Consider the following 18,498-nt stretch of genomic DNA (forward strand, 5'->3'; position numbering starts at 1 on the left):
TTATGAATGGCGAGACTCAAACCATTATCGGCGTCGATGTCGGCTCCGGCAGCGTGCGCGCCGGGGTATTTAACCTCAGCGGCGAACTGCTGGCCCACGCCACCCGGGAGATCACCCTCTTCCGCAGCGCCGGCAGCGTGGTGGAACAATCCAGCCGCGAAATCTGGCAGGCGGTTTGCGACTGCATCAAACGCGCGGTCGTAAAGGCCGCCGTCTCTCCGCACTCGGTTGCCGGTATCGGCTTCGACGCCACCTGCTCGCTGGTGGTAATCGGGGAGAATGACGCGCCGCTGGCCGTCGGGCCCAGCGAAGAGGCAGATCGCAATATTATCGTCTGGATGGATCACCGCGCCACCGAACAGGCGGAACGCATCAATGCCACCCGCCATCCGGTGCTGCAGTACGTCGGCGGGACTATCTCTCCGGAAATGGAAACACCGAAGCTGCTGTGGTTGAAAGAAAACCGCCCGCAGATCTTTGCCGCCGCGCGTCATTTCTTCGACCTGGCCGACTATCTCACCTGGCGCGCGACCGGCGATCTGGCCCGATCCGTCTGTACCGTCACCTGTAAATGGACCTATCTGGCCCATGAAAAACGCTGGGATGCCGACTACTTTCGCCAGATTGGCCTCGCAGAGCTGGCGGAGGAAGACTTCGCTCGTATCGGCCAGCGCATTGTCGATCCGGGTACGCCCTGTGGTGATGGGTTAACCGCGGCGGCGGCTGAAGAGATGGGCCTGCCTGTCGGTACGCCGGTGGCGGTCGGGATGATCGACGCCCACGCAGGCGGCATCGGCACCGTCGGCGTACTCAACGGCGCGGTGAATAATATGGCCTACGTCTTCGGCACCTCCTCCTGCACCATGACCACCACCGAGAAAGCGGTGTTCGTTCCAGGGGTCTGGGGGCCTTACTATTCGGCGATGGTACCGGGTTACTGGCTGAACGAAGGTGGACAAAGCGCCGCCGGCGCGGCTATCGACCAGTTACTGAGCTTCCATCCGGCGGCGGCCGAAGCGCGTGAACAGGCTAAAGCCGCCGCCGTTCCTCTACCGGTCTGGCTGGCGGATCGCGTGCTGGCGCAGGTTGCCTCGCCTTCGGAGGCGGTGCAGCTGGCAGATGGACTGCATGTCGTACCGGAGTTTCTCGGCAATCGCGCGCCGCTTGCCGACCCCCACGCGAAAGCGCTGATTGCCGGGCTGGGGATGGAGCGGGATCTTGATAACCTGACCGCGCTGTACGTCGCCGGATTATGCGGAATTGGCTACGGCCTGCGGCAGATCCTCGATGCCCAACGCGCCAGTGGTATTGAGAGCGAAAATATCGTTATCAGCGGCGGCGCGGGGCAGCACCCGCTGGTACGCCAACTGTTGGCCGACGCCTGCGGCGTGACCGTGGTCAGCACCGCCAGCAGCGAACCCGTATTGCTGGGCTCCGCCATCCTCGGCGCCGTCGCGGGCAACGTCGCCGCCTCGCTACCGGACGCCATGAAGCGGTTCAGCAGAGTGGATAAAACCTATCGCAGCGAGACGGCGTTTAGTCCGCTGCATCAACGCAGGTATGAGGCCTACAAAGCGCTACAACAGGCCGGTCGGCTAATCCGCGAATAACATACCTCTTTAATTTAATAACAATAATGCTCCGCTGTTATACAGCGGAGCCGCTCCTCTGCATCCTGAAATCGAGGTTAACATGTCCGTTAATAACAAACAGTGGTTCGGTCTGCCGCTGAACCTTATCTGGGGATACGTCGCCATCGCCGTGTTTATGACCGGCGACGGTTTTGAACTCGCCTTCCTCTCGCACTACATCAAGGAGCTGGGCTTCAGCCCGGCGCAGGCCTCTTTCGCCTTCACCCTCTACGGCCTCGCCGCCGCCCTCTCGGCCTGGGTCTCCGGCGTGGTCGCGGAAATCATCACCCCGCGTAAAACCATGTTTATTGGTTTCGTGCTGTGGTGCGTGTTCCACGTTCTGTTCCTCGTTTTCGGCCTTGGCCGCGCCAACTATGCCTTAATTCTGCTGTTTTACGGTATCCGCGGTCTGGCCTATCCGCTGTTCCTCTACTCGTTTATCGTCGCCATTATCCATAACGTCCGCAGCGACAGCTCCAGCTCGGCCCTGGGCTGGTTCTGGGCGGTCTACTCCGTCGGTATCGGCGTGTTCGGCAGCTATATCCCGAGCTTCACCATCCCGCACATTGGCGAGATGGGCACCCTGTGGCTGGCGCTGGCGTTCTGTGTCACCGGCGGGCTGATTGCCCTGGCGGCGCTGCGTAACACCGAAACCCCGCGCCATATGCAGAATCTCACCACCCGCGAGAAGTTCTCCGAGCTGGGGCGCGCGGTGACCCTTATCTACACCAACCGCAGCATTATGCTCTCCAGCATCGTGCGCATTATCAACACCCTGTCGCTGTTCGGCTTCGCGGTGGTCATGCCGATGATGTTCGTCGATGAACTCGGTTTCACCACTTCCGAATGGCTGCAGGTGTGGGCGGCGTTCTTCTTCACCACCATCTTCTCCAACGTCTTCTGGGGGATTGTGGCGGAGAAAATGGGCTGGATGAAAGTGGTGCGCTGGTTCGGCTGCATCGGCATGGCGCTGTCGAGCCTGGCGTTTTACTACCTGCCGCAGCACTTCGGCCATAACTTCGCCATGGCGCTGGTGCCGGCAATTGCGCTGGGGATTTTCGTCGCGGCGTTTGTGCCGATGGCGGCGGTATTCCCGGCGCTGGAGCCAAATCATAAAGGGGCGGCGATTTCGGTTTATAACCTGTCGGCCGGGCTGTCGAACTTCCTCGCGCCGGCGATTGCGGTGGTGCTGCTGCCGCACTTCAGCACCATCGGCGTGGTGGTGGCCTATACCGCGCTCTATCTGCTGGCGTTTTGTCTGTGCCCGTTTATTCGCGTTGAGCAGCCCGGTTTTGCTACCAGCGAAGCGGCTGAACCGCTGAACGTCAGCGCAGTAAAATCATAAAAAAACCCCGGAGACCGGGGTAAGTAAAATATCAATCCGGGCCTCGCGCCCGGATTTTTGCCTTACGCGATGGTGACTTTGCCGTCCAGATAGACATCCTGCACCGCATTGATCAGCTTCACGCCTTCGCTCATCGATTTCTTAAAGGCTTTACGACCGAGGATCAACCCCATGCCGCCGGCGCGTTTATTGATCACCGCCGTGCGCACCGCATCGGCGAGATCGGTTTCGCCGCCCGCCGCGCCGCCGGAGTTAATCAACCCGGCGCGGCCCATATAGCAGTTCGCCAGCTGATAGCGCACCAGATCGATCGGGTTATCGCTGGTCAGCTTGCTGTAGACGCGATCGTCGGTATAACCGAAGTTCACCGCCTTATAGCCGCCATTATTCTCGGCCATTTTCTGCTTCACGATATCAGCGCCAATGGTGGCGGCCAGATGGTTTGCCTGGCCGGTCAGGTCAGCGGACACGTGGTAATCGACGCCATCTTTTTTGAATGCCGGGTTGCGCAGATAGGCCCACAGCACGGTGACCAGGCCGAGCTCGTGCGCGCGTTCAAAGGCGGCGGAGATCTCTTCAATCTGCCGACGCGACTGTTCGGAGCCGAAATAGATCGTCGCGCCAACCGCAACCGCGCCCATGTTGAACGCCTGTTCGACGCTGGCGTACAGGGTCTGGTCATACTCGGTCGGGTAGCTCAGCGTTTCGTTATGGTTGAGCTTGACGAGGAATGGAATGCGGTGCGCGTAGCGGCGCGATACCGAGGCCAGTACGCCATAGGTAGAAGCCACGCAGTTACAGCCGGCTTCGATGGCGAGTTCCACGATATTCTTCGGATCGAAGTAGAGCGGGTTGGCGGCGAACGACGCGCCCGCCGAGTGCTCTACGCCCTGGTCGACCGGCAGAATGGAAAGGTACCCCGTTCCCGCCAGGCGCCCGTTATTGTAGAGGGTCTGCATATTACGCAGCACCGCAGGCGGGCGGTTGTTATCCACCATCACCCGGTCGACGTAATCCGCTCCCGGTAAATAGAGTTGGTCGGCTGGAATAGTCATACAACGGTGCTGTAAAAGGCTGTCGGCATCTTTGCCAAGCAACTGCGTAATATCAGTCATAGCTATCTCCCGTAAGTGCTGGCCGCAGCCAGCATGTTTTATCCCAACCCAAAAATTATGGGCAGGTTAAGCCTGGTACCGAGTTAGCATATTTTCCAGCCGGGAGCGCGTTTTTTCAGTAGATTCTGCTGTCTCGTTTCACTGCCATTTACCACCAGGCGTGGAAATGATGCACCGGGCCGATACCGTGCCCCACTTCCAGCGAATCGGCCTGCGCCAGCGCCGCCGACAGCCAGCCCTTCGCTTCGGCGACCGTTTGTCCCCAATCGGCATAGCGCGGACGCAGCGCCGCCAGCGCGGCAGATAACGTACAGCCGGTACCGTGGGTGTTTTTGGTCAGCACGCGCGGCGCGGTAAAGCGCTGTTCCCCTTCACGGGTGAACAACCAGTCCGGGCTTTCGGCGTCGTCCAGATGTCCGCCTTTCATTAATACCGCCCCGCAGCCTAACGCCAATAGCGCCCTGCCTTGCTCCAACATCTCGCGCTCGCTTTGCGCATGCGGCGCATCGAGCAGTGCCGCGGCCTCCGGCAAATTCGGGGTGATCAGTGAAACGTGGGGCAGCAGGCGCTGACGCAGCGTCGCAATGGCTGAATGGGATAACAGCGGATCGCCGCTTTTCGCCAGCATCACGGTATCCAGCACCACGTTGGCAATCTGGTAGCGAGCAAGACGCTCCGCCACCGCTTCAACGATATCGGTTTCCGCCAGCATGCCGATTTTCGTGGTATCGATTCGCACGTCGCTAAACACCGAATCCAGCTGCGCCGCCACGAAGTCAGGTTCGATACGATACACCGACTGCACGCCGCGAGTATTCTGCGCCACCAGCGCGGTGATGACCGAGCAGCCGTAAGCGCCGAGCGCGGAAAATGTTTTGAGGTCGGCCTGGATCCCGGCGCCGCCGCTGGGGTCGGTGCCGGCGATGGTTAAGGCGTTAATCCGCTTCATGCCGACACCCCCGCGTATAACGCGTCGAGGAATGCCGGGATAAAACTGCCGGGGCCGCCGTGTCGCGCCGCTTCACCTCCCGCCATTTTCAGCAGGCCGCAGGCGGCAGCCACGTTTTGCAGCCGATCGCCGGGCATCGCGGCGCTTGCCGCCACAACTGCGGATAACGCGCAGCCGGTCCCGACCACCCGCGTCATCAAGACATCACCGCCGCTCACGGTAAGCGTGCGCTCGCCGTCGCTGATGTAATCCACCTCGCCCGTCACCGCGACCACGGTATTAAGCTTACGGGCCAGCGCCTGGGCGGCGGGTAACGCGGCGGCCGCGCTGTCGGTGGTATCGACGCCGCGCCCGCCGCCGCTGCTCCCCGCCAGCGCCATGATTTCCGAGGCGTTGCCGCGAATCGCCGCAGGCCGCAGTTCCAGTAGCTCATGGCAAAAATCGGTACGCAGCGTCAGCGCACCGACGGCAACCGGATCCAGCGTCCAGGGTTTTCCAGCCTGCCGGGCGCTCTGCGCCGCCGCGCGCATCGCGTTGGCGCGCTCAACGGTTAAGGTCCCGACGTTAATCAATAGCGCATCGGCGATGGCGGCAAACTGCGCGGCTTCCGTAGGGTCAATCACCATCGCCGGCGAGGCGCCGATAGCCAGCAGCACGTTGGCAGTGAAAGTCTGGACCACATCATTGGTCATACAGTGAACAAGCGGCGAAGAGGTGCGGAAAAGCTGTTGTAGGTGCGCGATATGCGCCGGGTTTAGCGGTTGATGCATGGTTTGCTCCCGCCAGATGAGGAAGCAGCGCAGACCATGCGGTCTCTGACTTCCCTACGCTGGCATTATCCAGATCAGGTGGTACGGGTATTTCTCAGCCTTCACAAAGAAGGGCACCCCGAGTCATTTGGTACAAAAAATGGCGACTAACGTTCCGTTAATCTCTAATCAGGATAGTAATGCCAGCGGTAAGGCTTGTAAACGGTAAAAGCGGTATGTCTCCCGGCGATATGTCCCTTAATCGTACAGCCATCTCCCGGCTTTGGCAGACTGGATAAACATATCAATGGTGAACTCTGGAACATCTACTGGTTCAGGCTTTTTAAATAGATTCCATGAAAAATTGACTTCGGGATAGTACGTTTCAAGATGGAAATTCGACATGTCGACGTTGAACTCTTTTGCATAGTCTTCAACTAACTCTTCAACGTCATCTTGATCTAACTGGACATCAAAATGAATACTCGAGTCTGCCGTGTATGTAGCGTATTTCTTGTTCCTGAGGATATAGGTCCCACTACGAATAGTGAACAACTTGATGACGCGTTTTTCGATATCTTCTACCATAGCTTATCGTTGCCCCGCGCGATGGTATTGTATTCAATGATCGTGTTGTAAATGATCTGCGATACATCAGCCACAATGATCACTTCACCAATGAGGGGAATAGTCCGTCCCACCCACGTTCCAATTTTCCTCACCATCCTCCTTTTTACAGTCCATGGAGTATAACCGCCAATCCATGTAGGCATTTTTAACCCAAATGGGAACATTCTATTGCCAAATACTCGTCTGGCACCTTTCGATAGTCTGGATGTTCCAGGAATTGCCGATCCGGGTTTAGCCCGTGTCGCCTGATCATTTATACCCGCATACAGTGCATATACAGAGGCAACATCTTTGATACCAAATTGATCAGCAGTATTGAAGACAAAGATCATGAAAAATAGTTCTGAGGCGGTAAGGTTTGAACGCCCCGCAAAAAAGTATGTTCCATTTATTTCCTCAACAGTATCCACTTCATAATCCCTTATGATCCTTGCAGAAAGCGCCATCATAATGGCTGATTTGCATACCGTCATTACGCGTCGTTGTATCATCCTTGTACTTTTGCCACAGAGACGCCCCTTTTTCCTGCGCCATGTAAGCGATTACACAAAATTTTAGCTATCCGTGCGGAGGTTGATTTAGATCACAATTCACTTAATAACCATACGACATAGTTACTACGCGTCACGAACTAAGCGAACACAGTAACCGCAGTAGTCGCCGCTGCAGTTAGTTTGTTGCATAACATGTTAAAAATAATTTCGACACTAAGGTCGTTAATGATGAAAGTGAAACACGTTTCTATGCTGCTGCTGGTACTCAGCGCAGCCATCGCGACCGGTTGCAGTTCACCGGCGCAGCGTATGGCCGAGTGCGAAGCACAGGGGATCAGTAAAGATGCCTGTTATATTGCGGAACAAAACAAACAGGCTGCGGTGAACGCCGCAGCGGAGAAACAGGCGCTGGAAAATGCGCAGGCTTTATATCCCGTGCAGAAAGCGCAGTCCAGCAAAAAAGTTAAAGTCTTCAATGGCATGAAGCTGGTCACAAACTCAACCGGGCTGACAGTTGATGGCAAACCCGCGGCCTTAGACGAAAGCAATGCTGACGCGAAAACCTATTCGCAGGGTTTATACGTTTTTATTGTCTATCAATCCGGAAAAATTGCCGTCATGCAGGACGGTAAATTTTTAGGCTACGCCAAATAGCGTCTCTTCCTTGTTAATTTAAAAGCGGCCTAAGGGCTGCTTTTCCCCCTTCCCCGCAATAACAGACACGTCAAACGCCGCGCTAAATAAGCGGCATTAATCCCATTGGATAAATCTCATTTTACCTACGAGAGAGTAGTTTTTTAACTAATGTATTTTTTTTGTAATCATTAACTTGCTCAATGTAAACAATTGGTTATAGTTCAAAGAAGCGTTACAAGTTGTAACACCATGTCAGATCGGAATTAACGAGTGAATCGCCATTAAGGTAAGAGGATTCCAATGAAATTGACCCCTATAGTGAAAGGATTAGCCATTGCCGGCTTGCTATCATCGATTAGCTTGTCAGCATGGGCGGAAGTCGCGGCAAAAGAAGCGACCGCCGCCACCAAACAAGCCAACGACGCCCTCTATAACCAACTCCCCTTCTCCGACAACACCGATTTTACCAATGCTCATAAAGGTTTTATTGCCGCACTACCGACCGAAGTGATTAAAGGCGAACAGGGTAACGTCGTGTGGGACCCGCAGCAGTACTCTTTCATTAAAGAAGGTGAAAAAGCCCCGGATACCGTCAACCCGAGCCTGTGGCGCCAGTCGCAGCTGATTAACATCAGCGGTCTGTTTGAGGTGACCGACGGCGTCTACCAGATCCGAAATCTGGACCTTTCCAACATGACCATCATCGAAGGTAAAGAAGGCATTACCGTCGTTGACCCGCTGGTATCAGCGGAAACCGCAAAAGTGGGCATGGATCTGTATTACAAAAACCGCGGTAAGAAACCCGTTGTCGCCGTTATCTACACCCACAGCCACGTTGACCACTACGGCGGCGTGCGCGGCGTGGTTGATGAAGCGGATGTGAAATCCGGCAAAGTAAAAATCTACGCGCCGGCCGGCTTTATGGAAGCGGCTGTAGCGGAAAACATTATGGCCGGTAATGTCATGAGCCGCCGCGCCAGCTATATGTACGGCAACCTGCTGAAACCGTCGGCTACCGGACAGGTGGGCGCCGGCCTTGGCACCACCACCTCGGCGGGTACCGTGACCCTGATTGCCCCAACCAATATCATTGAAAAAGACGGACAGAAAGAAATCATTGACGGTCTGACCTATGACTTCATGCTGGCGCCAGGTTCGGAAGCGCCGTCGGAAATGCTGTGGTTCATCGAAGAGAAAAAACTGATTGAATCCGCGGAAGACGTGACACACACCCTGCACAATACCTATTCACTGCGCGGCGCGAAAATCCGCGAACCGCTACCGTGGTCGAAGTACATCAACGAAGCGATCGTACGCTGGGGCGACAAGGCCGAGATTATTATGGCTCAGCACCACTGGCCGACCTGGGGCAACGAAAACGTAGTCAACCTGCTGAAGAGCCAGCGTGACCTGTATCGTTACATTAACGACCAGACTCTGCGTATGGCTAACGAAGGGCTGACTCGCGATGAAATCGCCGCTAAATTCAAACTACCGGATAGCCTTGCCAACACCTGGGCTAACCGCGGTTATTACGGCTCTGTTAGCCACGACGTGAAAGCCACCTACGTGCTGTATCTCGGCTGGTTCGACGGCAACCCGGCCACCCTCGACGAACTGCCGCCGGAAGAAGCGGCGAAGAAATTCGTCGATTACATGGGCGGCGCCGATGCCATCATGAAGAAAGCGAAAGAGGATTACGACCGGGGTAACTACCGCTGGGTAGCCCAGGTCGTCAGCAAAATCGTCTTCGCCGATCCGAAAAACCAGGATGCGCGTAATCTGGAAGCAGATGCCCTTGAACAGTTAGGCTACCAGGCGGAATCCGGCCCGTGGCGTAACTTCTACCTCACCGGCGCGCAGGAACTGCGTAACGGCGTGGTGAAAGGGCCAACCCCGAACACCGCCAGCCCGGATACCGTGCGCGCGATGACCCCGGAAATGTTCTTCGACTATCTGGCGGTACATATCAATGGCGAGAAAGCGGGTAACGCGAAATCGGTCTTTAATATCGATCTCGGCAGCGACGGCGGCAAGTATAAGCTGGAGCTGGAAAACGGCGTACTGAACCATACCGCCAACGCGGAAGCGAAAGATGCCGATACCACTGTTGCCCTCAACCGCGCCACCCTGAATAAGATCATCCTCAAAGAGGAGACGCTGAAGCAGGCCGTCGATAACGGCGACGCGAAAATCACCGGTAACGCCGATAAGCTCAATGAAATGCTGGGCTATATGGACAAGTTCGAATTCTGGTTCGACATCGTTACGCCATAATACCCTGCTCCCGCGGCGCTCGGTCGCGGGAGTTTTCCCTCTTTGCTAGTAAGCTTCCGGCAATGGTCGGTCGATGGAAACCAGTTTGCCGCGCTTCATCGTGATATAGCCCCCGGCTTTCAGATCCGCCAGCACCCGAAAAACATGCGTGCGCGACAGATTAGTGCGCTTAATAATAAACAGCGCCAGGCCTTCGTTTTCCCCCTGATGGGTACTCTGGCGATAGAGATAGCGAAACAGCATCGGTCTGATAGTCTGGTAGCTGGTCATCTGCCGGCGTTCGTTATGAAGATCGATAGTAAAAATCGACATATAGGTAAGAATGGTCGCCAGCTCCTGCACGCGTTCAGGACCGCCGTGTAAAAAGATTTGGTCAAAGATCTCATAAGTGACTTTAACCAGCTTCACCGCCGCGCTGCCGATATATTCAAACTTCGCCAGCGGGCAATATCTTTCCATAAGCCCAATCGGCATATACTCAATGGAATTACCAATATGAAGGCCGTTCTCCGGCATTAATATTGATAGCGAACCTTCAGCGCAAAAATAAATATATCCAGGCTGAATTGCTAATTTTTTATTTGCCGCAACCGTCAGGGTCTCCCCTTGTGCCATTATTTGCGGAAAAAAGGCATCAATGTTGAGTTGTTGATAATAGCTATGGATATCCTGAAAATTCACGCTATGCCCCTTGCTGCGCCGTCTGCCGTGGTATCGAGTATAGCAGCGAAGTGATGGCGGATTCGAGATGATTATTTTCTCACTAATGACCAGTCCCATATGGGACTATCAACGCAAAGTATTCGCTTTAAAATGGCCAGTAATTAGTCCGCATTTGAATTATCCGCTGATATTAAACATTGATAGCGGAACAAATAATCTAAGAGGCCATGCAATGAAATTAAATCAGATCGCTAAACATCTGGCTCTAGCCGGTGTTTTAACTTCGCTGTCGCTTTCCGCCTTCGCAGCTGCTCAGCAGCAGGACGCCACTCCGGCAACTCAGCAGGCAAATAACGCGCTGTACAATAAACTGCCGTTTGCCGATAAAACTGATTTCGATAACGCGCATAAAGGCTTTATCGCCGCGCTACCGCAGACCATGATTAAAGGCGAGCAAGGCAACGTTATCTGGGACCCGGCAAAATATGACTTCGTCAAAGAAGGTGAAAAAGCCCCGGATACCGTTAACCCAAGCCTGTGGCGCCAGTCGCAGCTGATTAATATCGGCGGCCTGTTCAAAGTCACCGACGGGGTTTATCAGATCCGTAATCTCGATCTCTCCAACATGACCATCATCGAAGGCGAGAAAGGGATCACCGTTATCGACCCGCTGCTGAGCGCCGAGCCGGCGAAAGAAGCGATGGATCTCTACTACGCCAACCGTGGTAAAAAGCCGGTTGTCGCCGTCCTGTTCACCCACAGCCATGTTGACCACTACGGCGGCATTCGTGGCGTGGTTGATGAAGCCGACGTGAAGGCCGGCAAAGTAAAAATCTACGCCCCGGCAGGATTCATGGAAGAAGCGGTTTCCGAGAACATTATGGCCGGTACCGCGATGAGCCGTCGCGCCAGCTATATGTACGGCAACCTGCTGAAGCCTGACGCCAAAGGCCAGGTCGGCGCCGGTCTTGGCACCACCACCTCGGCGGGTACCGTGACGCTGCTCCAGCCGACCAACTACATCACCAAAACCGGCCAGCAGGAAGTGATTGATGGCCTGACCTACGACTTCATGATGGCGCCGGGTTCCGAAGCGCCGTCGGAAATGCTGTGGTATGTCAAAGAGAAGAAAATGATTGAAGCGGCAGAGGATGTTACCCATACCCTGCACAACACTTACTCACTGCGCGGCGCGAAGATCCGCGATCCGCTGGCGTGGTCAAAATATATTAACGCCGCGATCGACCGCTGGGGCAACGATGCTGAAGTCATTATCGCCCAGCACCACTGGCCGACCTGGGGTAACGACAACATTATCAAGCTGATGAAAGGCCAGCGCGACATGTACCGTTACATCAACGACCAGACCCTGCGTATGGCCAACGAAGGGCTGACCCGCGATGAAATCGCCGCTAACTTCAAGCTGCCGGAATCGCTGGAGAAACAGTGGTCGAGCCGCGGTTATTACGGCTCCGTCAGCCACGATGTGAAAGCGACCTACGTTTACTACCTCGGCTGGTTCGATGGCAACCCGGCAACTCTCGACGAGCTGCCGCCGCAACAGGCTGCGAAGAAGTTCGTTGAATACATGGGCGGCGCCGATGCCATCATGCAGAAAGCCAAAGCCGACTATCAGCAGGGGAACTACCGCTGGGTCGCACAGGTGACCAGTAAAATCGTCTTCGCCGACCCGCAGAATGCCGATGCGCGTAACCTCGAAGCGGATGCCCTGGAGCAGTTAGGTTACCAGGCGGAAGCCGGTACCTGGCGCAACTTCTACCTGACCGGCGCACAGGAACTGCGTAACGGCGTACAGAAACTCCCGACGCCTAACACCGCCAGTCCGGATACCGTGCGCGCGATGACCCCAGAAATGTTCTTCGACTACCTGGGCGTACATATCAACGGCCAGAAAGCCGGCGCGGCAAAAGCGGTCTTCAACATCGATCTCGGTAAAGACGGCGGTAAGTACAAGCTGGAACTGGAAAATGGCGTACTTAACCACACCGCGAATGCGGTAGCGGACGATGCCGACGCCAGCATTACTCTGAATCGCGATACCCTGAACAAGATCATTTTGAAACAGGAAACGCTGAAGCAGGCTGAAGATAAGGGCGACGTCAAGATTAGCGGCAATGGCGCTAAGCTCGATGAAATGCTGAGCTACATGGACAAATTTGAATTCTGGTTCAACATTGTCACCCCGTAAGCGATAATCGCTGAATCTCCCTCGCGCCCTGGTAGGCCGCGGGGGATTTTTTTATCCATTCGCCTCGCATGTTCTGATTTGCGTTCCCCTCGCCGCAGGCCCAAAATGAGTTCAGGACTGTTTTATTGCGCGGAGGTATATATGACCGTTTATCACCATGCGCTGGTACTGATTAATAGCAGCCTTGATGGTGTTCCGTTGCTACAACACGCCGCCAGGATGGCGCAGGAAAACGGGATGCGGATTACCATCGCCCACATCAGCACCGACTACCGGGCGCTTAATTACGTATCCGACAGCCTGCAGAATGATGAAGTATCGCAAGAGGTCATTCAGGCCAAAGCCCTGCTCAACGAGCTAGCGACGACCGTCGCCCTGCCGGTACAGACGCTATCGCTGGTGACAACCCGCCGTTTTGCTGATGTCGAAGAGTGCGTACGACAACGCCATATCGATTTAATTATCGCCGGACACCATAACCGGCTGCTGGGGATGCTGTCCTCGCACTCGCTGGAGTACATCAACCATTTGACAGTGGACGTACTCATAAAACACCTACCCTAGCGCAATGCGGACTGTAACAGAGAAAAACACTCTTCGATTGATGGCGGTAGCGCCTGCGGCCCACGCATCAGAGCCACCGTCCGCGTCAGCGCCGGCTGCTGCAGTTGCGCCACCTTTAACGCCGGATCGTGCAGATAGGTCGTATACAGCGCCGGGAGAATAGCCACCGCCAGCCGCGAACGCACCAGTCCATAAAGGGTTTCGATATAGTCTACCTGGTAACGCGTCGTTAAGGTCAAACGCTGGCTTTCCACCAGCGCCGACACCAGCCGCTGGATATTCCCCTTTGAAAAAACGGCAATATCACGGCCCACCAACTGTTTCCACGGTAAATTTGGCTGCGCAGCGAGCGGATCGTCGCGGTGCAGTACCGCCACGAACGGATCCTCGCGTAGCGGATAAACCAGTAGCTCAGCTGGTAGCGAACTGTCGATCGCGCCGATACCAAAATCAATCTCACCGCTTTGCAGCGCCTGCATTAACGCATCGTTGGTCTGGTCATGAAATTCGATGCGCAGACGCGGAAAGGCCTGCGCCAAGGTCTGCGGTAGCAGCGGAAACAGCAGCGAGCTCACCGACGGTACCAGCCCGATACGCACCGTGCCATCGCCGCCGGCTTCCACGATCTGTTGCATATCAAAAAAAGATGCCTGGGCCACGCTCAGTATCCGCTGGGCATGGGGTAAAATCGCCGCCCCCAGTTCCGTCAGAGTGACCGCCGAGGCGGTACGATTGACCAGCTTGCCGCCGATCACGGTTTCAATCTGCCGCAGCGCGCTGCTGAGCGCCGGTTGGCTAATCGCCAGCCGATTGGCAGTATCGGTAAAATGGCGCAACTGAGCCAGGGTCACAAAATACTGCAGTTGCTTCAGCGAGAGCGCGGGCAGACGTTGCCAGGGTTCGTTCATTGTCAGGTTCGCTACCGGTGGTCATACAGAATAACCCGAGCTTATCGGGCGATAAATTTATTCATCTGGGCAAACGTTTGCTGTGCCCCTAGAGTATCCGCATTATCCTTGTGGTGGAGTTGTTATGTCCAGCAATGCAGAAGCACGTCGTCGCGCCGTACAGGCCGCGCGCGGCGAATCCCCGTTTGATCTGTTGCTTATCGATACGCAGATCGTCGATATGGCCACTGGCGAAATCCGCGACGCTGACGTCGGTATCGTTGGTGAAATGATTGCCAGCGTACATCCGCGCGGCAGCCGCGCCGACGCCCATGAAGTGCGCTCGCTGCAAGGCGGCTATCTGTCGCCCGGCTTGATGGACACCCATGTACATCTTGAAAGTTCGCATCTGCCGCCCGAGCGTTATGCCGAAATCGTCCTGACGCAGGGTACCACCGCGGTGTTCTGGGATCCGCATGAGCTGGCCAACGTGCTCGGCGTCGATGGCGTGCGCTACGCGGTTGATGCCAGTCGCCACCTGCCGCTACAGGTGATGGTGGCCGCGCCATCCAGCGTCCCCTCTACGCCAGGTCTCGAAATGTCCGGCGCTGATTTCGCCGGCGCTGAAATGGAAACCATGCTCGGCTGGCCGGAAGTTCGCGGCGTGGCGGAAGTGATGGATATGCATGGCGTGCTGAACGGTAGCGAACGGATGCAGGAGATTGTCCAGGCCGGGCTTAACAGCGGCAAACTGATTGAGGGCCATGCCCGTGGGCTCAGCGGCGCCGATTTACAGGCATATCTCGCCGCCGGCGTCACCTCCGATCATGAACTGACTTCAGCGGCCGATGCGCTGGAAAAACTGCGCGCCGGGTTGACTATCGAAATTCGCGGCTCGCACCCCTATCTATTGCCCGAGATCGTTACGGCGTTAAAAACGCTGCCGCATCTCTCCTCGCAAATCACCGTCTGCACCGATGACGTACCGCCGGATATGCTGCTGGAGAAAGGCGGCATTATCGCCCTGCTCAACCTGTTGATTGAACACGGTTTGCCAACGGTCGATGTGCTACGTTTCGCCACCCTTAATGCCGCTATTCGCCTGCAGCGCAACGATCTTGGGCTAATTGCCGCGGGACGACGCGCGGATCTGGTGGTGTTTGATTCGCTGGAGAAACTCGAGGCTCAGGAGGTCTATGTCGGCGGCAAACTTATCGCTCGTAACGGTCACCTGCTAACACCGCTTGCCGCCGCGCCCGGCGTGACGCCGCCGCGTGATACTTTGCAGTTAGCGCCCCTCGCCGCTGAAGACTTTATTCTGCGAATTAAGGGCATTTGCCATGGCGTCGCCCGCCTGCGCCACATCAGCGGCGCGCGCTTCACGAAATGGGGAGAAGTGGAAGTACAGATCCGCGACGGAGAAGTACAACTGCCCCCGGGCTTTAGCCTGATTTGGGTTAAGCACCGCCACGGCCGCCATCAGGCAACGCCGCAAATCGCCCTGCTTGAAGGCTGGGGGGAGCTGCGCGGCGCCATTGCCACCAGCTACTCGCATGACTCACATAACCTGGTCGTGCTCGGGCGCGATGCTCATGATATGGCCTTAGCGGCAAATCAGCTGATCGCTTCCGGCGGCGGAATGGCGCTGGCGCAACAGGGCGAGATCCTGGCCCATGTGGCGATGCCGATTGCCGGTATGCTCTCCGATCTTCCCGCCGCCGAGCTGGCGCGGCAGTTCCGCGAGCTGCGAGATTTAAGCAGTAAAGTCGCCGACTGGGAGCCGCCATACCGGGTATTTAAGGCGATTGAAGGCACCTGCCTCGCCTGTAATGCCGGGCCGCATCTAACCGATTTGGGTCTCACCGACGGCGGCAGTCGCCAGATAGTTGACCCGTTGATAGCCTGCCGGGAGACTCCGGCGCCAACTCATCACAACAATAATCCTCAGGGAGCCTGAGCATGGCCGATAACACACTTCATACTTCTGCCCGTAGCCACTGGCTGGAGCGCCGCTTTGCGCTTCGCGCACGGGGCGGTTCGCTACGCACCGAATGCCTGGCCGGGATCACCGGCTTTCTCGCCGCCGCCTATTTACTGGTGGTCATTCCAGGACTGCTGGCGATTGGCGGAATGGATAAAGGCGCCGCCACCACGGGCACCATCCTGGTCTTTGTCGCCGGTTCGTTATTAATGGCGTTTTATGCCAACCTGCCGTTTATCGTCGGTCCGGGCATTGGCGGCTCGGTACTGGTGGGGGTGACGCTGGCGGGCAGCGAAGGTATTGGCTGGCAGATTGGCCTCGGGATTGCCTGCTGGTCGGGGATCCTCTTCTTCCTGTTGACCCAATTCGGCCTGCGCGAAGTGGTCACCCGCTCGGTACCGCAGTCAATTAAGCTGGGGCTCACGGCTTCGATCGGGTTATTCGTTGCCGTTCTTGGCTTTCGCAATGCCGGGCTGGTGTTGGCGAATGCCAAAACCAACGCCCTGATGCTCGGTGATTTTCTTGCCCCCGGCGCGCTGGTGGCGCTGTGCGGCCTGTTTCTGGCGATAGCGCTACAGGCGCGTAAAGTACCAGGCGCGATACTGTGGGCCATTCTGTTCGCCACCCTGGTGGGTATTCCGTTCGGCGTGACAAAGCTACCTGGTAGCTTTATTGACGTTCCGCACTCGCTGGCTCCGGTGTTCGGGCAAATCGATCTGTTGGGGGCATTAAATATCGCCTTCCTGCCGTTCCTGTTCGTCTTTTTCGCGTCCGAGTTTTTCTCGACCATGGGTACGACCCTGGCGGTCGGCGGCGAGGCGGGCTTGCTGGATGAAGAAGGCAACATGCCGCAGATTAATCGCCCGTTTATGGTCGATTCGATTGCCGCCGCGCTGGGCCCGTGGGTCGGTATTCCGGCGGCCACGGCGCTGATTGAATCATCCGCGGCGGCGGAAGCCGGCGGCAAGACCGGCCTCACTGCGCTGGCGGCGGCGGTGATGTTCCTGTTGATGCTGCTGTTTACGCCGGTGGCGCTCATGATCCCTAAAGAGGCCACCGCGCCGGCGTTAATTCTGATTGGCCTGAATATGTTCAGCGGCCTGCGCAAAGTCGATCTGGGGAACTTCACCGACGGTCTGCCGGTGTTAATGATGGTGATGATTACGCTCATCGCCAACAGCTTCGGCACCGGTATCGCCGGCGGGCTGCTGTTTTACATTGTCATCAAAGCGATCGCCGGCAAGTGGCGTGAAATTCCGATTGGCCTGTGGGTGCTGGCGATCCCGCTAATCTATTACTTCGCGACCTTAGTTAAGCACTAAGCGCTTCACAATGTGATTTCACCTCTTGATATAACAAACGCACCGCGGCAGAGAGCTGCTTGCGGTGCGGACAAATCATATTCAGCGGCGTTAAATCGCCCTGATAGTCCGGCAGCAGCCGCACCAGACGCCCTTCTCGCAGATCGTCGCTGACATCGAGAAACGATTTATAAGCGATTCCCTCACCGGCTACCGCCAGCCGACGGATCACCTCCGCATCATCACTCATAATCGCGCCGTTCATCTCCACGGTATGCACTTCATTACCTGAAATCAGCGGCCAGCGATCAAAAGGTCGGCCACGTAATACGTACAACAGCGCGCTGTGCCGGGATAATTCCTCGAGGCTACTGATTTGACCGTGGCGGGCAATCCACTGCGGTGAAGCAACCAACACCCGACGGTTTTCCGGCGCGACGGGCAGCGAGATAAACGAAGCGTCTTCGTGGTAGCCGTAGCGAAAAGCGACATCCACCGGATCTTTAAACACGTCGGTCAGATGATCGGAAAAGTGCAGCCGCAGGCGCAGCGCCGGATGACGTTCGCGAAAAGCGCAAAATACCTTGAGCAGCAGGTTACGCCCTAGATCGGATGGCACGGCGATTTGCAGCGTGCCGCGTACTTCATCCCCTGGCGTCTGAATTTTCTGTAGCCCGGCCTGAAGGGTATCGAGCATCTGGGTGGCATAGGGGAGCCAGGTTTCGCCCTCCGGGGTCAGGCGCAGGCTACGGGTCGAACGAGCAAAAAGGCGAATATTAAGCGTCGTTTCCAGGCGTTTGATCGCTGCGCTTACCTGCGCAGGCTGCTGCCCCGCTTCTCGTGCCGCCTCGCTAAAACTACCTAACGCCGCCGCGCGGACAAATAAGGTCAGATCTTCCAGCCTGAACATGCCAATTCTCCAAAGCTTCAGAATGCTCCCAAAATAGCGATTTACCGCGCAACAACGCAAGCGGCACAAGACTTCAGCCGTGTTTTGCTTACACTTTTTAAAAAACCAGTGCTTGCCATTTCAGCAGCGCTTCAGGAATGATACGAGGCTGCTATTT

The 18,498-nt window shown here is 56.3% G+C and carries 16 protein-coding genes and 1 riboswitch; of the genes, 8 read left to right on the forward strand and 8 right to left on the reverse strand.

Annotation, left to right across the window (positions count from 1 at the left end; all coding sequences use genetic code 11):
• Positions 1-2 precede the first annotated feature (2 nt).
• Both PGR29_RS05850 and PGR29_RS05855 read left to right on the forward strand, forming a co-directional pair.
• Entirely contained in the window at positions 3-1,610 is a 1,608-nt protein-coding gene (locus tag PGR29_RS05850; RefSeq protein ID WP_316424231.1) for an FGGY-family carbohydrate kinase, read from the forward strand.
• An 82-nt stretch (positions 1,611-1,692) separates the two neighbouring features.
• A complete protein-coding gene (locus PGR29_RS05855; protein ID WP_316424232.1) occupies positions 1,693-2,976 on the forward strand; it encodes an RbtT/DalT/CsbX family MFS transporter in 1,284 nt (427 codons plus the stop codon).
• Between the two features lie 62 nt (positions 2,977-3,038).
• On the opposite strand, the gene fbaB is transcribed toward PGR29_RS05855, so the two are convergent.
• The 5 genes from fbaB to PGR29_RS05880 all read right to left on the reverse strand — a co-directional run bounded on the left by fbaB (position 3,039) and on the right by PGR29_RS05880 (position 6,829).
• The gene (gene fbaB / locus PGR29_RS05860) at positions 3,039-4,091 is read right to left on the reverse strand and encodes a class I fructose-bisphosphate aldolase (RefSeq protein ID WP_087860195.1); all 1,053 of its coding nucleotides are present in this window, start codon (positions 4,089-4,091) and stop codon (positions 3,039-3,041) included.
• A gap of 148 nt (positions 4,092-4,239) precedes the next feature.
• The gene (thiD, locus tag PGR29_RS05865; protein ID WP_087860194.1) at positions 4,240-5,040 is read right to left on the reverse strand and encodes a bifunctional hydroxymethylpyrimidine kinase/phosphomethylpyrimidine kinase; all 801 of its coding nucleotides are present in this window, start codon (positions 5,038-5,040) and stop codon (positions 4,240-4,242) included.
• Entirely contained in the window at positions 5,037-5,810 is a 774-nt protein-coding gene (gene thiM, locus PGR29_RS05870) for a hydroxyethylthiazole kinase (protein ID WP_087860193.1), read from the reverse strand. The genes thiD and thiM overlap by 4 nt, the downstream gene beginning before the upstream one ends.
• 34 nt (positions 5,811-5,844) lie before the next feature.
• A riboswitch (TPP riboswitch) is annotated at positions 5,845-5,941 on the reverse strand.
• A 106-nt stretch (positions 5,942-6,047) separates the two neighbouring features.
• On the reverse strand, positions 6,048-6,377 hold the full coding sequence (locus PGR29_RS05875) for a DUF1493 family protein (protein ID WP_316424233.1): 330 nt from the start codon (positions 6,375-6,377) through the stop codon (positions 6,048-6,050).
• Positions 6,371-6,829 carry an STM2901 family protein gene (locus PGR29_RS05880; protein WP_087860204.1) on the reverse strand — a complete coding sequence of 153 codons (459 nt, stop codon included), beginning with the start codon at positions 6,827-6,829 and terminating at the stop codon, positions 6,371-6,373. Before PGR29_RS05880 ends, PGR29_RS05875 begins: the two co-directional genes overlap by 7 nt.
• 312 nt (positions 6,830-7,141) lie before the next feature.
• Here PGR29_RS05880 and PGR29_RS05885 point away from each other — a divergent pair, with 312 nt between their 5' ends.
• Together PGR29_RS05885 and PGR29_RS05890 are read left to right on the forward strand one after the other, a co-directional pair.
• A complete protein-coding gene (locus PGR29_RS05885; RefSeq protein WP_087860192.1) occupies positions 7,142-7,567 on the forward strand; it encodes a hypothetical protein in 426 nt (141 codons plus the stop codon).
• Between the two features lie 282 nt (positions 7,568-7,849).
• Positions 7,850-9,826: an alkyl/aryl-sulfatase gene (locus PGR29_RS05890; RefSeq protein ID WP_316424234.1), complete on the forward strand. Its 1,977-nt coding sequence runs from the start codon at positions 7,850-7,852 to the stop codon at positions 9,824-9,826.
• 45 nt (positions 9,827-9,871) lie between these two features.
• Here PGR29_RS05890 and PGR29_RS05895 read toward each other — a convergent pair whose 3' ends face one another.
• On the reverse strand, positions 9,872-10,507 hold the full coding sequence (locus PGR29_RS05895; protein ID WP_113374383.1) for a helix-turn-helix domain-containing protein: 636 nt from the start codon (positions 10,505-10,507) through the stop codon (positions 9,872-9,874).
• Positions 10,508-10,721: 214 nt separating this feature from the next.
• On the opposite strand from PGR29_RS05895, the gene PGR29_RS05900 reads away from it, so the two are divergent.
• Both PGR29_RS05900 and PGR29_RS05905 read left to right on the forward strand, forming a co-directional pair.
• Positions 10,722-12,698 carry an alkyl/aryl-sulfatase gene (locus PGR29_RS05900; RefSeq protein ID WP_113374382.1) on the forward strand — a complete coding sequence of 659 codons (1,977 nt, stop codon included), beginning with the start codon at positions 10,722-10,724 and terminating at the stop codon, positions 12,696-12,698.
• A 141-nt stretch (positions 12,699-12,839) separates the two neighbouring features.
• The gene (locus PGR29_RS05905) at positions 12,840-13,262 is read left to right on the forward strand and encodes a universal stress protein (protein WP_113374381.1); all 423 of its coding nucleotides are present in this window, start codon (positions 12,840-12,842) and stop codon (positions 13,260-13,262) included.
• Here the strand turns inward: PGR29_RS05905 and PGR29_RS05910 are convergent.
• A complete protein-coding gene (locus PGR29_RS05910; protein ID WP_316424236.1) occupies positions 13,259-14,170 on the reverse strand; it encodes a LysR family transcriptional regulator in 912 nt (303 codons plus the stop codon). The two genes, PGR29_RS05905 and PGR29_RS05910, sit on opposite strands and share 4 nt — an antisense overlap.
• A gap of 124 nt (positions 14,171-14,294) precedes the next feature.
• On the opposite strand from PGR29_RS05910, the gene PGR29_RS05915 reads away from it, so the two are divergent.
• Positions 14,295-16,106 (forward strand): adenine deaminase, encoded by a 1,812-nt coding sequence (locus tag PGR29_RS05915; RefSeq protein ID WP_316424237.1) that lies wholly within the window; start codon positions 14,295-14,297, stop codon positions 16,104-16,106.
• A gap of 2 nt (positions 16,107-16,108) precedes the next feature.
• On the forward strand, positions 16,109-17,452 hold the full coding sequence (locus PGR29_RS05920; protein WP_045364254.1) for an NCS2 family permease: 1,344 nt from the start codon (positions 16,109-16,111) through the stop codon (positions 17,450-17,452).
• On the opposite strand, the gene PGR29_RS05925 is transcribed toward PGR29_RS05920, so the two are convergent.
• Entirely contained in the window at positions 17,442-18,341 is a 900-nt protein-coding gene (locus PGR29_RS05925) for a LysR family transcriptional regulator (RefSeq protein ID WP_087860186.1), read from the reverse strand. The two genes, PGR29_RS05920 and PGR29_RS05925, sit on opposite strands and share 11 nt — an antisense overlap.
• Positions 18,342-18,498: the final 157 nt, after the last annotated feature.

The sequence above is a fragment of the Klebsiella sp. 141203 genome, assembly GCF_032601985.1.
Lineage (GTDB): Bacteria > Pseudomonadota > Gammaproteobacteria > Enterobacterales > Enterobacteriaceae > Klebsiella > Klebsiella aerogenes.